Source organism: Microbacterium sp. NPDC055502, from assembly GCF_053643635.1.
The window spans coordinates 855,935-868,912 of record NZ_JBSHKJ010000001.1 but is presented as its reverse complement, the minus strand read 5'-3'; the positions used below and the strand labels follow the sequence as shown (position 1 = coordinate 868,912).

At 71.0% G+C, this 12,978-nt stretch carries 15 protein-coding genes; 13 read left to right on the top strand and 2 right to left on the bottom strand.

All coding sequences use genetic code 11. The features are described 5' to 3' along the window. Nucleotides 1-103: 103 nt before the first annotated feature. The 3 genes from ACWH95_RS04335 to ACWH95_RS04325 are packed head-to-tail and all read left to right on the top strand — an operon-like array spanning nt 104 to nt 2,825. A complete protein-coding gene (locus ACWH95_RS04335; protein WP_454120252.1) occupies nt 104-1,120 on the top strand; it encodes a metal ABC transporter substrate-binding protein in 1,017 nt (338 codons plus the stop codon). Further along, nucleotides 1,117-1,950 carry a metal ABC transporter ATP-binding protein gene (locus ACWH95_RS04330; RefSeq protein ID WP_454120251.1) on the top strand — a complete coding sequence of 278 codons (834 nt, stop codon included), beginning with the start codon at nt 1,117-1,119 and terminating at the stop codon, nt 1,948-1,950. The genes ACWH95_RS04335 and ACWH95_RS04330 overlap by 4 nt, the downstream gene beginning before the upstream one ends. Beyond that, nucleotides 1,947-2,825, top strand: coding sequence for a metal ABC transporter permease (locus ACWH95_RS04325; protein WP_454120250.1), 879 nt, complete (start codon nt 1,947-1,949; stop codon nt 2,823-2,825). The genes ACWH95_RS04330 and ACWH95_RS04325 overlap by 4 nt, the downstream gene beginning before the upstream one ends. Before the next feature lie 56 nt (nt 2,826-2,881). Here the strand turns inward: ACWH95_RS04325 and ACWH95_RS04320 are convergent, their stop codons facing one another. Further along, the gene (locus ACWH95_RS04320; protein WP_454120249.1) at nt 2,882-3,118 is read right to left on the bottom strand and encodes a hypothetical protein; all 237 of its coding nucleotides are present in this window, start codon (nt 3,116-3,118) and stop codon (nt 2,882-2,884) included. 187 nt (nt 3,119-3,305) lie between these two features. Here ACWH95_RS04320 and ACWH95_RS04315 point away from each other — a divergent pair, with 187 nt between their 5' ends. The 10 genes from ACWH95_RS04315 (at nt 3,306) to ACWH95_RS04270 (ending at nt 11,784) form a co-directional block, all read left to right on the top strand. Next, complete coding sequence (locus ACWH95_RS04315; protein ID WP_136032082.1) at nt 3,306-3,722, top strand: Fur family transcriptional regulator; 417 nt, start codon at nt 3,306-3,308, stop codon at nt 3,720-3,722. Next, nucleotides 3,719-4,759 (top strand): permease, encoded by a 1,041-nt coding sequence (locus ACWH95_RS04310; protein ID WP_136032084.1) that lies wholly within the window; start codon nt 3,719-3,721, stop codon nt 4,757-4,759. The genes ACWH95_RS04315 and ACWH95_RS04310 overlap by 4 nt, the downstream gene beginning before the upstream one ends. Continuing rightward, nucleotides 4,752-5,558 carry a TIGR03943 family putative permease subunit gene (locus ACWH95_RS04305; RefSeq protein WP_454120248.1) on the top strand — a complete coding sequence of 269 codons (807 nt, stop codon included), beginning with the start codon at nt 4,752-4,754 and terminating at the stop codon, nt 5,556-5,558. The genes ACWH95_RS04310 and ACWH95_RS04305 overlap by 8 nt, the downstream gene beginning before the upstream one ends. Further along, nucleotides 5,548-7,416: a hypothetical protein gene (locus ACWH95_RS04300; protein ID WP_454120247.1), complete on the top strand. Its 1,869-nt coding sequence runs from the start codon at nt 5,548-5,550 to the stop codon at nt 7,414-7,416. The genes ACWH95_RS04305 and ACWH95_RS04300 overlap by 11 nt, the downstream gene beginning before the upstream one ends. Nucleotides 7,417-7,432: 16 nt before the next feature. Next, nucleotides 7,433-8,140: a DNA-3-methyladenine glycosylase gene (locus ACWH95_RS04295; RefSeq protein ID WP_454120654.1), complete on the top strand. Its 708-nt coding sequence runs from the start codon at nt 7,433-7,435 to the stop codon at nt 8,138-8,140. 140 nt (nt 8,141-8,280) lie between these two features. After that, a complete protein-coding gene (gene rpmB, locus ACWH95_RS04290; RefSeq protein WP_025102729.1) occupies nt 8,281-8,517 on the top strand; it encodes a 50S ribosomal protein L28 in 237 nt (78 codons plus the stop codon). Next, entirely contained in the window at nt 8,517-8,687 is a 171-nt protein-coding gene (gene rpmG, locus ACWH95_RS04285) for a 50S ribosomal protein L33 (protein ID WP_017203558.1), read from the top strand. The genes rpmB and rpmG overlap by 1 nt, the downstream gene beginning before the upstream one ends. A 3-nt stretch (nt 8,688-8,690) precedes the next feature. Beyond that, complete coding sequence (gene rpsN, locus ACWH95_RS04280; RefSeq protein ID WP_017829734.1) at nt 8,691-8,996, top strand: 30S ribosomal protein S14; 306 nt, start codon at nt 8,691-8,693, stop codon at nt 8,994-8,996. Between the two features lie 393 nt (nt 8,997-9,389). Next, on the top strand, nt 9,390-9,677 hold the full coding sequence (locus ACWH95_RS04275) for an HU family DNA-binding protein (RefSeq protein ID WP_017203554.1): 288 nt from the start codon (nt 9,390-9,392) through the stop codon (nt 9,675-9,677). An 82-nt stretch (nt 9,678-9,759) separates the two neighbouring features. After that, a complete protein-coding gene (locus ACWH95_RS04270; RefSeq protein ID WP_206252308.1) occupies nt 9,760-11,784 on the top strand; it encodes a cytochrome c oxidase assembly protein in 2,025 nt (674 codons plus the stop codon). Nucleotides 11,785-11,793: 9 nt separating this feature from the next. On the opposite strand, the gene ACWH95_RS04265 is transcribed toward ACWH95_RS04270, so the two are convergent. Beyond that, nucleotides 11,794-12,867, bottom strand: coding sequence for a hypothetical protein (locus ACWH95_RS04265; protein ID WP_136036975.1), 1,074 nt, complete (start codon nt 12,865-12,867; stop codon nt 11,794-11,796). Between the last annotated feature and the right edge of the window lie 111 nt (nt 12,868-12,978).

Sequence of the window (12,978 nt, the reverse complement as noted above, 5' to 3'; positions counted from 1 at the left end):
GGGGCTGACGAAAGGCGGAGGGCGTGGTCGCACGCTCTCCGCCTTTCCCGTCCGCGGAGTGTTCGATTTGATAATGGTTCTCATTAGCGTTTACGCTGGCATCATGAAGAAGCCCGCGCTCACTCTCGCCCTCGCCTCCGTCGCCGCCCTCTCGCTGGCCGGATGCTCCAGCCCCGCCGCGTCGGGGCAGGGCGACGACGGAACGATCACCGTCGTGGCGAGCACCAACGTCTACGGCGACATCGCCGCGCAGATCGGCGGCGACCGCGTCGACGTCGAGTCGATCATCACCTCCGCCTCCCAGGACCCGCACTCCTACGAGGCCAGCGCCCGCGACCGGCTCACGCTCCAGAAAGCCGACCTCGTCGTCGAGAACGGCGGCGGCTACGACGCCTTCATCGACAGCCTGCTGCAGGACGCCCAGGACCCGCACGTCGTCACCGCCGTCGAGTACTCCCACGACTTCCCCGGCAACGAGGGCCATGAGGAGGACGCCCACGACCACGCCGACGACGCCGCCGCCGACGAGTCGCACGACCACGAGCATGCCGAGGGCGAGGACGGTCACGACCACGAGGGCCACAACCACATCGAGGGCTTCAACGAGCACGTGTGGTTCGACCCGCACACGATGATCCACGTGGTCGAGGCCATCGCCGACGAGCTGACGGCGCTCGACCCCGACGGCGCGGACACGTTCGCGACCAACGCCGACGAGCTGGTCGCCGAGCTCGAGGGCTTCGAGTCCGACCTCGAGACGCTCAAGGCCTCCGCCGAGGGCAAGACGGTGTTCCTGACCGAGCCGCTGCCCGGCTACCTCGCCGCGGCCGCCGGTCTCACCGACGTGACGCCCGAGGGCTTCGCCGAGTCGGTCGAGGAGGGCAGCGACGTCGCGCCGGCGGTACTGCTCGAGTCGCTCGATGTGATCGCGTCCGGACAGGTGACCGCCCTGCTGACCAACGCCCAGACGGGCGGTGCCGAGACCGAGCGGGTCGAGAAGGCCGCGGACGACGCCGGAGTGCCGGTGGTCGCCTTCACGGAGCTGCTGGAGGACGGATCGTCGTACTCTGAGTGGATGCGTGACGCGATCCAGAGCCTCGCCGCCGCCGTCCAGTCGTGAGCGGCGCGGTCGACCGCGCGGCGCCCGTGCTCGAGATCGCCGACGGGGCACTGCACCGCGGAGACCGCGAGCTCTGGTCGGGCCTCGATCTCACGGTGCAGCCGGGGGAGTTCATCGCCGTGCTCGGACCCTCCGGGTCGGGCAAGACGACACTCCTGCGCAGCATCCTCGGCCTCCAGCCCCTCTCCCGCGGCACGATCCGCGTGGCAGGTGAGCCCGTGCACCGCGGCAACGCCCGCATCGGCTACATCCCGCAGCAGCGCGCGATCGCTCCCGACACCAGCATGCGTGCCAGGGATCTCGTGGCGCTCGGCGTGCAGGGCAGCCGGTTCGGCCTCCCGTTCCCGCACCGCGGCGACCGCGCGAAGGTCGATGCACTGCTCGACGCGGTCGGCGCCGTGCACTACGCCGACCGTCGGGTGGGGTTGCTGTCGGGCGGAGAGCAGCAGCGGCTCCGCGTGGGACAGGCGCTCGCCGACGAACCGGCCCTGCTGCTGTGCGACGAGCCGCTGTCGAACCTCGACCTCGCGAACCAGGTGGGCGTCACCGACATCATCGACCGCCAGCGGCGCGAGCGCGGTGCGGCGGTGCTGTTCGTGACGCACGACATCAACCCGATCCTCGGCCGGGTCGACCGCATCCTCTACATCGCCGGCGGGCGCTTCCTGCTCGGCACCCCGGACGAGGTGCTGCAGACGCGCGTGCTCAGCGACCTGTACGGCACACCCGTGTTCGTGCTCCGAGCGGGCGACCGGCTCGTGGTCGTGGGTGTCCCCGACGCCGAGCCCCACCACCTGCACGACGACCACGACCACGGAGGGACCGCATGACCGCCGCCGCCCTCCTCGTCCCTGCCGTCGGGTGGGACGAGATCTTCTCCTTCCAGGACTACGGCGAGCTCGTCGCCCTGCTCGCGAACTCGATCATTGCCGGTGCGGTGCTCGGTATCGTCGGTGGCCTGATCGGCGTGTTCGTGATGCAGCGCGACCTCGCCTTCGCGGTCCACGGGGTCAGCGAGCTCTCCTTCGCCGGTGCCGCGGCCGCGTTGCTCTTCGGCGGCAGCGTGGTGTTCGGCTCACTCGGCGGGGCACTGGTCGCGGCGATCCTCATCGGCGTGCTCGGTGCGAAGGCGCGTGACCGCAACTCGATCGTCGGTGTGCTCATGCCGTTCGGCCTCGGCCTCGGCATCCTCTTCCTGTCGCTGTACGACGGACGCAGCGCCAACCGCTTCAGCCTCCTCACCGGTCAGATCGTGTCGGTGTCGAGCCCTGACCTGGGGTGGCTCATCGGCATCAGCCTCGTCGTGCTGCTCGGGCTGCTGGTGATGTGGAACCCGCTGCGGTTCGATTCGCTCGACCCGGAGTCGGCGGCGGCCCGCGGTGTGCCGACCCGCGCGGTGAGCCTGCTGTTCATGGTGCTGCTGGGCCTGATCGTCGCGGTGAGCGTGCACATCATCGGAGCTCTGCTGGTGATGGCGCTTCTGGTGACACCGGCCGCCGCGGCCATGCGGGTCACAGCGGGTCCGGTCGCGGTGCCGCTGCTGGCCGCGCTGTTCGGCTTCGTCTCGGCGGTCGGCGGCATCCTGCTCGCCCTCGCCGGCACCCTCCCGGTGAGCCCGTACATCACGACGCTGTCGTTCACGATCTACGTCGTGTGCTGGATCGTGCAGAAGACCCGGTCGCGCGTCCGTCGCGTCTCCGCCTGAGCCGTCGGCGAATGGTGCCGGGCCGTCGCCCTGACGGACGACGGCCCGGGCTGGAGTCACTCGTCGGACGGGGGCCGGTTGCGGCGCACGAGCCACCGTGTGACGTCGAACACGAGGCCACCGGCGAGGAAAGATCCCGCGATCAGCATTATCATGCGCAGTCCGTCGTCGGCGGTGGTGACCGCCCCACTGAACGCCATCCAGGTGCCGATGGCGACGAACGCCCACCCAGCGATCATGCGTCCCGAGGGGCGCGAGGCGGAGGGTGTCGAGTGAGCGCTCCTCTTCTCCATCGTCGGCTCCTCCGTCTTGGACTACTCTTCTAGCGTACGCGTATGACGGCTATCCGCTGTCATGCGTAGGCAATCATCCCAATATGCGCGCGCGGCACGTGTCGCGATCCGATCCGGAGAGTGACTCCGGTCCCGCCCCCGTCCGCTCCCAGCCCTCGCCAACCCCCTCCGGCCTAGAATCGAAGGCATGGCTCAGCGGAACACCTGGCAGCGCGAACGCGTGCGCGAAGCACTCGCCGACGCCCGCGGTTTCGTCAGCGCACAGAGCCTGCACGCCTCCCTCCGCGACGACAACACCGGCATCGGCCTCGCCACGGTCTACCGCGCACTGGCAGGGCTCGCCGCCTCCGGTGACGCCGACTCGCTGCAGAGCCCCGAGGGCGAGGCGCTGTACCGTGCCTGCTCCACGCAGGGGCACCACCACCACCTGATCTGCCGGTCGTGCGGGCTCACGGTCGAGATCGAGGCGAAGGACGTCGAGCAGTGGGCGCACCGCACCGCCGCTCTGCACGGGTTCACCGACGCCGCGCACGTCGTCGACATCTTCGGGCTGTGCACCCCGTGCGCCAACAAGCGCGAGGCCGGCAGGACAGCGACAGCGTGAGTTCCCCGGCACGAACGGCCTCCCGTCCGGGCCACACGCACCGACACGCGACACCGCCGCGGTCGCCCTGGATCGGCCTCGGTCTCGGCGCCGCGATCGTGGCGGCGCTGTTCCTGATCGACCTGCTGCTCCCGTCGCTGTACCCGGCATCGCTGCCGACCAGGGCGCAGGACGGCCTCACCCTGGCGCTCAGCGTGCTGATCGAAGCACTGCCGTTCGTGATCCTCGGCGTGCTGCTGTCGATCGTCGTGCAGGTGTGGCTGCCCGCCGACGTCATCCACCGCTGGCTGCCACGCCGCGCGTGGGCCCGGCGCGCGGTGCTGTCCCTCCTCGGGATGCTCATCCCGGTGTGCGAGTGCGGCAACGTCCCCTTCGCGCGCGGTCTGATGATGCGCGGCCTCGCCCCGGCGGAGGCCCTCACCTTCCTGATCGCCGCGCCCATCGTCAACCCGATCGTCATCCTCACCACGCACGCGGCCTTCGGTTGGGACGGCGGCATCCTCGTCGCGCGCCTGGTCGGCGGCTACCTGATCGCGAACCTGATCGGCTGGATCTACAGCCTGCACCCGTCGCCGGACTCGCTGCTCACCCAGCGCTTCGTCGACACGTGCGAGCGCGTGACGCACGAGCCGGGCACCCCGATCCGCCGCAGCCTCACGCAGTTCCTTGTCGAGCTGCGGGCGGTGATGCCGGCGCTCGTGATCGGCTCAGCGCTCGCGGGAGCCGTGCAGGTGCTGATCCCGCGCGACGTGCTGCTGGCGATCGGGTCGAACCCGGTGCTGTCGATCGTGGCGATGATGCTGCTCGCGATCGTGGTCGCCATCTGCTCCAACGTCGACGCGTTCTTCGCGCTGTCGTTCGCGTCCACCTTCTCCAGCGGGGCGATCGTGGCGTTCCTGCTGGTCGGGCCGCTCGTCGACATCAAGATGCTGGCGCTCATGCGCACGACCTTCACCGCGCGCACGCTCGTCGGGATCACCGCGGTCGTGCTGGCCGCGGCCTTCGCGATCGGGATCGGGGTGAACGTCTTTGTCTGAGCAGCAGACACCGCGCGCTCGAGCCCTCGCGACCCGATGGCTGGGCGTCGGACTGGCCTCCGCGGTCGCGGTCGTGACGCTCGGGCTCGCGGTCACCGGGCGCCTGACGCTCTACATCAGCCCCGAGTCGGTCTGGTTCGCGAGTGCGGCCGCCGTGGTCACGCTCGCCGGGGCGGTGTGGTCGTGCACCCTGCCGCTCGGGACCGAGGACGACCACGGCCACGACCACGGCGACGCCACCGCGGAGCCCGAGCACGCGGACGACGAGGCGTCGCGCACGACCGTGACTCCCCGGCGGACCCTGGCCGGAGTCGGCGCGGTCGCGGGCGGTGTGGTCGCCACCGGGGTCGTGGCCGCAGCGCTCGTGCTGCCGCCCGCCTCGCTGTCGGTCGAGCTCGCGATGTCGCGTGCGGGGGAGCAGGCCACGCTGTTCGCCGGGGCGGACACCGTGGCCCTCGGCGTCGCGGACACCTCGACGTTCGGCATCGGCGACTGGGCCAGTGTCTTCGCGGGGGCCACGAACACCGCGGCGTACGACGGGGCCCCGGTCACGCTCACCGGCTTCGTCACCCCGGCGGGGAAGGGCGACGGCGTGAATCTCACCCGGCTCGTCATCACGCACTGCGTGATCGACGCGCAGACCGCGGCCCTGCCGACCGACGTCGACCCCGGTGAGTATGAGACGGGGCAGTGGGTCGAGGTGACGGGCACGGTGCGCGCCGACGCCGACGGCACGCTGCGCATCGAGCCGACGGACGTCGTCGCGATCGACGAGCCGAAGGACCCCTATGAGTACTGACGACGAGCGCCGCGAGACGCCCGCCGTCCCGCGCACGCGCGCCGAACTGCGCGCCGCGCGGGAGGCGGCGGAGCGTGCGGCCGCCGAGTCGGTCTCCCTGGTCGAGGGGGAGGGCCCCGCCCCCGCCCCCGAGGCCCCTTCCGCCGAGCCGGATGCGCCCGCGTCGCCCGCGTCGACGGAGCCGTCTTCGGTGGTGCCCGCGACTTCCCCCGCCGTGCCTGAGGCGCCCGCCGCTCCTTCCGTCGAGCCGGATGCGCCCGCCGCGGTCCCGTCGACGGGATCCTCCGCGTCCGCCTCCGCGATCCCGTCCGCCGGATCGTCTGTGCCCGCGGTGCCGCTCGCCCCCGAACCCGTGTCCGCCGCCGCCGCGCCGCCCGCGACCCCGACGCCGCCCGCGGCCGAGTCGTCAGAGGGTGCCGCGCCGGGCTGGCGTCCCGCCGATGGCCCGCCCGCGGCGAGCGACCGCGCCGGTGCGGCGGCCGGGCCGCGGATGTCACGTCGGTTCCTGCTGACGATCGGTGCCGTGCTGGGTGTGCTGGTGCTGGTCGGCACCGGCTTCGGCGTCGTGAGCCTGCTGCAGGGTCCGCGCATCTCGGAGGTGCAGGTCGACGCGGCCCAGGCGATCGAATCGTCCGGCAGTCGCCTGATCCTCACCGCGAACCAGCCCCTCGCCGCGGTCGAGGCGGACCAGGTGTCGGTCGAGCCGGCTGTGCCGTTCACGGTCGACGCGGCCGGCCGCGGGATCGGGGTGCGCTTCACGGTGCCGCTCGACGACGACACGACGTACACCGTGACGGTGTCCGATGCCGTCGGTGCGAGCGGTGGTCCGTCCGCCGAGCTCACGACGAGCTTCACCACGCCCGCTTCGACGATGTTCCTGCTGCGGCGCGACGTCGACGGCGACGACACGATCTTCCGCACCGACCTCAGCGGCGAGAAGGCGGTGCCGGTGTTCTCGCATCCGCGGATCAACGACTTCCGCGCCACCTCCACGCGCCTCGTGGCCTCGGTCGAGGAAGACGACGGCTCGCACCTGCTGGTGATGGACCGCGACGGTGAGGACCAGCGCGAGCTGACGCTGCCCGGCGACGGCTATGTCCGAGAGATCCAGGTCTCCGAGCGCGGCAACCTCGTCGGCTACAGCTACTCCGACCGCGAGCTCGGCGACAGCGAGGGCCGCGCGAGCGTGCTCGTGACCCAGTCGCTGAGCGGCGACGACGAGCCGCAGATCATCGAGGTCGCGGGCGAGGAGGCGAGCGTCTTCGTGTGGCAGTTCGTGCCGGACAGCGCCGCCGTGCTCTTCATCGACTTCGACGGCGCGCTCGCCCTCGTCGACCGTTCCAGCGACGCGGGAGTGCAGTCGCTCGGGCTCGCCACCACCATTCAGGGCATCTCGCGCGGCACCTACACCGCGATCGTGGAGCGTCTCGACGGCACCGTGGTCGAGCTGAACCTCACCGACGGCTCGGAGCAGCCGCTCGCGGCCTCGACGCCCGACTACGGCACGGCCACGACGATCACGCCGTTCCCCGGTGGCACGCTGCGGCACGTGGTGTCGCGCGACGATTCGGGTCTGCCGATCGGGCAGGCGGTGGTCCGCGTGGACGACGACGGGGTCGCAGAACCCCTGGTCGAGGTGGGGTCGAGCGACGCCATCCTCCAGGCGTGCGCGTCGCCGAGCGGGCAGTACGCGGCCGTCGTGGTCGCCCCCGATATGGCGAACAACCCCTACGACGGCATGCTGCTGCCGCTTCCGGGGCGGCTGGAGACCCACCTGATCGACCTGGACTCCGGGAAGGAGCTCGTGGCCCTCACCGGCTTCGACGCCTCCTGGTGCCAGACGGCGCCGCGGTTCTGACGTGTCGGCCGTTCCGCTGCGACGCGTGACCCGCGACGACGTGATGCGCTCCGCCGTCGAGGTGGCGCCCACCCTGCTCGGCGCGGAACTGCGCACCGTGGTGATCGAGGGCGGTGTGCCGGTGGAGGTCCGCGTGCGCGTCACCGAGGTCGAGGCGTATCACGGCCAGGGAACGGGCGACCGCGTCGACCCCGGCTCGCACGCGCGCATGGGTCGCACCGCCCGCAACGCCACGATGTGGGGCGAGCCGGGCCACCTGTATGTCTACCTGAGCCACGGGATCCACTCGTGCGTGAACGTGGCGTGCGGTCCGGAGGGGCAGGGTGACGGGGTGCTGCTGCGCGCCGGAGAGGTGGTGGCCGGTGAGGACGCTGCGGCCGTCCGCCGCGGTGCCCCGCTCCCGCTGGGGCGAACGGCCCGACGCGACCTCGCCAGGGGGCCGGGGCGACTGGGCCAGGCGGTCGGCCTGCGCCACGCGCTGCACGACGGGATCGACGCGGTCACGGGCGCGGAGCACAACGGCGCCCGCGCGGAGCTGTGGCTCGGCGCGCCGGTCGCGGATGTGTCGCAGGGGCCGAGGGTCGGGGTCGCGGGGGTCGCGGGGACGGACGCCTTCCCGTGGCGGTTCTGGATCCCGGGCGACCCGACCGTGTCGGCGTTTCGGTGGGGGCGCGGTGCCGCCGAGGCCGCGGCACTGGGGGCGACCCTGCCCGTGCTAGACTGACTCTTTGTCTGCGCACGCTCCTGTGCGTAGTTCGCATGCTTCCCCTTCCGCGGCCGAGAGATCGGCGGGTCGAGGTTGCGTGCAGACAAGGGATCTTGGGTGGGGCCGTCCGGCCTCACGGTAATGAAGGAGTCATCATCATGGCAGCAGTGTGCCAGGTGACCGGAGCTGTTCCCGGCTTCGGTCACAACGTCTCGCACTCGCACCGCCGGACGAAGCGCCGCTTCGACCCGAACGTGCAGAAGAAGACCTATTTCGTGCCCTCGCTCGGTCGTAAGATCACGCTCAACGTGTCCGCCAAGGGCATCAAGGTGATCGACGCGCGCGGCATCGAGAACGTCGTCAAGGACCTCCAGGCGAAGGGTGTGAAGCTCTAATGGCCAAGAAGGCTCAGGACGTCCGTCCGATCATCAAGCTGCGTTCCACGGCGGGTACGGGTTACACGTACGTGACCAAGAAGAACCGCCGCAACACCCCCGACCGCCTCGTGCTGAAGAAGTACGACCCGGTCATCCGTCAGCACGTCGAATTCCGAGAGGAGCGTTGATCCATGGCTAAGAAGAGCAAGATCGCGCGCAACGAGCAGCGCAAGGTCATCGTCGAGCGCTACGCCGAGCGTCGTGCCGAGCTGAAGAAGACCCTGGTCGACCCGAACGCCACCGACGAGGCCCGCGAGGCCGCTCGCGTCGGCCTGCAGAAGCTGCCGCGCAACGCGTCGCCGGCTCGCGTGCGTTCGCGCGACGTCATCGACGGCCGCCCCCGCGGTGTCCTCACGAAGTTCGGCATCTCGCGTGTCCGCTTCCGTGACATGGCACACCGTGGCGAGCTGCCCGGCGTGACCAAGTCGAGCTGGTAAGTCACCGCCGTCGACAGGGGCGAGGATCTTCGGATCCTCGCCCCTTTCGCGTGCCCCCGCGTCTCCGTCGTCTCGCGGCCCGGGTGAGCGCCGACGCGCTCCGGCGATCGCGAGAGTGCCGCGAGATCGGGCAGACCGGCAGGGGTGGGTGGCGCTCGCGGACGCCGATCCCGTGATCGTCGGCGCCGTCCCGCGCGAGGGCATGAGCCTCCCGAATTCTGTGACACGTGTGACCAAAGTGGCGCGACACGCCGGGTAATTGGTCAAAACCCGCGAAATGACGCGGAAATCCGGGTGGTGGTTGGTACATTCAAGGCGGTCACTCGACCAACGGGAGGCACCCGCCTCTCGCACCCACAACGATGCGACGGTCCTTCGTCGCTGGAGGATGACATGGCTGACAAGTCCATCACCAAGACCGAGCTCGTCGCGAGCATCGCTTCCGCCACCGGCCAGAGCCAGGCCACCGTCTCCGGTGTCCTCGACTCGCTGTTCGCCACGGTCTCCGACGCTGTCGCCAAGGGCAGCAAGGTCTCGATCCCGGGCTGGATCTCCTTCGAGCAGGTCGACACCGCTGCTCGCACGGGCCGCAACCCGCAGACCGGCGCCGAGATCAAGATCCCCGCTGGCAAGCGCGTCAAGGTGACCGCCGGCTCCAAGCTCAAGGCTGCCGTCAAGTAAGACCGCACCCGTTCGAAGGCCGCTCCCGATCCGGGAGCGGCCTTCGTGCTTTCCCCCCGTCCAGCGCGCCTAGGCTGGAGGGGTGAGTTCCCGCACCGAGACGCCGAGCACGACGTCGGCGTATCGCGTCGCCGGCGTCGTCATCCTGCTGGCGGCGGGTCTCGTCGCCCTCGTGTGGGCGCTGCTCATCGGCGGCGGTGCCAAGCCGCCCCTGCTGCAGGACCCGGGGCCCGTGGTGCTGTGGGGCACACCGATCGCCAAGCTCGTGATGAACCTCTCGGGCGCGCTCATGCTCGGGTCGCTCGTGCTCGCTCTGTTCGCACTCCGCGCGGGCGAGCGGTCGTTCGACAGGGCCCTGAACATCGCGTCGATCGGTGCCGCGGTGTTCACGGTCTCGGCCGGTCTCGCCGGCTTCCTCGCCTTCATGGCGGCGTTCAACCCGAAGCTCAGCATCGAGCGGGAGTTCGGTGCACAGCTCGGACGGTTCCTGCTGGAGCTGCCGCTCGGACAGTCGTGGCTCATCACCACGATCCTCGGCGCCGTGATCACGGTGCTCGCGTTCGCCTGGCGGTCCTGGACGCCCACCCTGATCACGGCCCTGCTCGCCGCGGTGTCGTTCCTGCCGCTGGCGACCCAGGGCCATGCGGGCGACCTCGACGGCCACAACATGGCGGTCAACTCGATCCTGCTGCACACCATCGGGGCCGCGGTGTGGCTGGGCGGCCTGCTGCTGCTGGTGCTGCTGCGCGGAGAGCCGGGCATCGACCGCGCCCGCCTGGTGTCGCGCTACTCCTCGCTCGCCATCGCGGCCTTCGCGGTCGTGGCGCTCTCCGGCTTCACCCGGTCGATCGTCGCGGTGGGGTCCTGGGAGGCGGTGTGGTCGACGCCATACGGCACGATCGTGATCGCGAAGGCCGTGCTGCTGGTCGGCATGGGCCTGCTCGGCGCCTGGTACCGCGCCCGACTCATCCCGAAGCTCGACGGTGACCGCGCCAACCGCTGGTTCTGGCTGCTGGTGCTGGGCGAGGTCGCGCTGATGGGGCTCGCCTCGGGCGCCGCGGCGGCCCTCGCGCGCACCCCTCCCCCCACGGGCGAGACCGCCGCGTTCGCGCAGACCCCGGCGCAGATCCTCACCGGCTCCCTGCTTCCCCCCGAGCTCACGCTCGCGCGGTGGTTCACGGCGTGGGACATCGACGTGCTGTGGCTGGTGGCTGCCGGGTTCGGGCTCTTCCTCTACCTCGCGGGCGTGCGGCGGCTGCGGCTGCGCGGCGACCGCTGGCCGATCCACCGCACCGTCTTCTGGGTGCTCGGCATGCTGATGCTGGTGTGGGTGACGGGCGGGCCCATCAACGCGTATCAGGAGTACCTGTTCAGCGTGCACATGCTCGGGCACATGATGCTCTCGATGGCGATCCCGCTGCTGCTCGTCTCGGGTGCACCCATCACCCTGGCGTTGCGCGCGATCCACAAGCGCGACGACGGCACCCGCGGCGGCCGCGAGTGGATCATGTGGGCCGTGCACTCGCCGTTCGCGCGCGTGGTGACCCACCCGTTCGTCGCGGCCGCGATCTTCATCGTGTCGCTGTGGGCGTTCTACTTCACCGACCTGGTGCGCTGGTCGATGTACGAGCACCTCGGGCACGAGTGGATGGTCATCCACTTCCTGATCTCGGGCTACCTGTTCGTGATGAGCCTGATCGGTGCCGACCCCGTGCCGTACCGGCTGCCGTACCCCGGCCGGCTCATCACCCTCATCGCCGTGATGGCCATGCACGCGTTCTTCGGCATGGCGATCATGATGCAGGAGGGGCTGATGGTCGCCGACTGGTTCGGCGCGATGGGCCGCGACTGGGGCGCCGATCCCATGACCGATCAGTACGTGGGCGGCGGCATCGCCTGGTCGATCGGAGAGATCCCGACGCTGATCCTCGCCATCACGGTCGCGATCCAGTGGAGCCGCAGCGACACCAAGCTGCAGAAGCGTCGCGACCGGCACGCCGACCGCACGGGGGACGCCGAGCTGGAGGAGTACAACGCGCGCCTCGCCGAGCTCGCGGCGCGGGACCAGCGCGCGGCGGAGCGCCAGGCCCAGCGCGACCGGCGCTGATCCCCGGCGTCAGTCCTCGGCGGGCTCGTCGGGAGAGCCGACCCTGATCGACGCGGAGCCGTCGGGGAGGATCGCGATGGTGCCGTTCACGCGGAACGGCACGTCTTCCGACACCGGCTCGACCGAGCCGTCGAACAGCGACTGGATCTCGACCTCGACGTGGGCCACCGCATCGGCCGGCGGGATCTGCCACTGACCGTCCTCGGCGGGGACGACCGCGATCTGGGGCTGACTCGTGATCGACCAGGTGGGCGGCGCGGAGATGCGGTTCGTCACGCGCAGGCCGAACGGGCACGCGGTGGGCTGCAGCACCTCCTGGGTCGTGCACTGCGTGAGGAACTCCTCGACGCGCTGCTGCACCACCGACACGAACTCGGGAGTCGGCTCGGTCTGCACGTCGAGCGGCGTGACGGCGAGCGGCTTGTCGGCGAGCACCCCGTGGCCGGACGACGTCGAGATCGCGGTGTCGACCGTGACGGAGTAGACGCCGGGGGTGAACACGAGCAGCGGCAGGGGGTCGAGCGGCTGGGCCTCGGCCCCCGCGACGGACACCTGCCGACGATCGACCTCGAACCCGTTCACGGCGAAGCGGTCGGAGCCGCGCACGGTGAGCTGGACCACCGCGAGAGGGCTCGTGGTGAACCGCCAGTCGGGGGTGACGCCGGCCCAGCCGTCCTGCTGCACCTGGAAGGTCGTGGTGCCGTGATGGCCACCGGCCGTGTAGCCGACGGTGACGGCAGTGCCCTCGCCGGAGGGCCGTTCGGACTTCACCTCGATGTCGGTGAGGGGGCCGAGCGCGGAGCGCCGCAGCATCGCCTCCGAGGCGCGAGGGTCGATGCCGGCCTTCTCGAGCGTCTCGCGGTCGATGGCGACACCGGGCACCCGGAGCGCATCGGCCGCGCGGCCGGATGCGAGCAGGTCGAGGTAGCGGACCACGAACGCCGAGGGGCCGTAGAACTGCTGGTAGAGGGTCGCGCCGCCCGCCCCGATCGCGGCGAACAGCATCACGCCGACGACGGCGAGCATGGTCAGATCCACGCCCAGGCGCGCACGCCGGGGCGTGCTCCTCCCGGCCCGCTCCATGGCGTCAGTCTAGGAGGGAGTCCTGGGGGGACGCCGAGCGTCGGCGCCCCGCGGCTCCCGGCGCGACGTAGCATGGGTGGGCGCCCCCGTCCGCCCCTGCAGCCCTGAGAG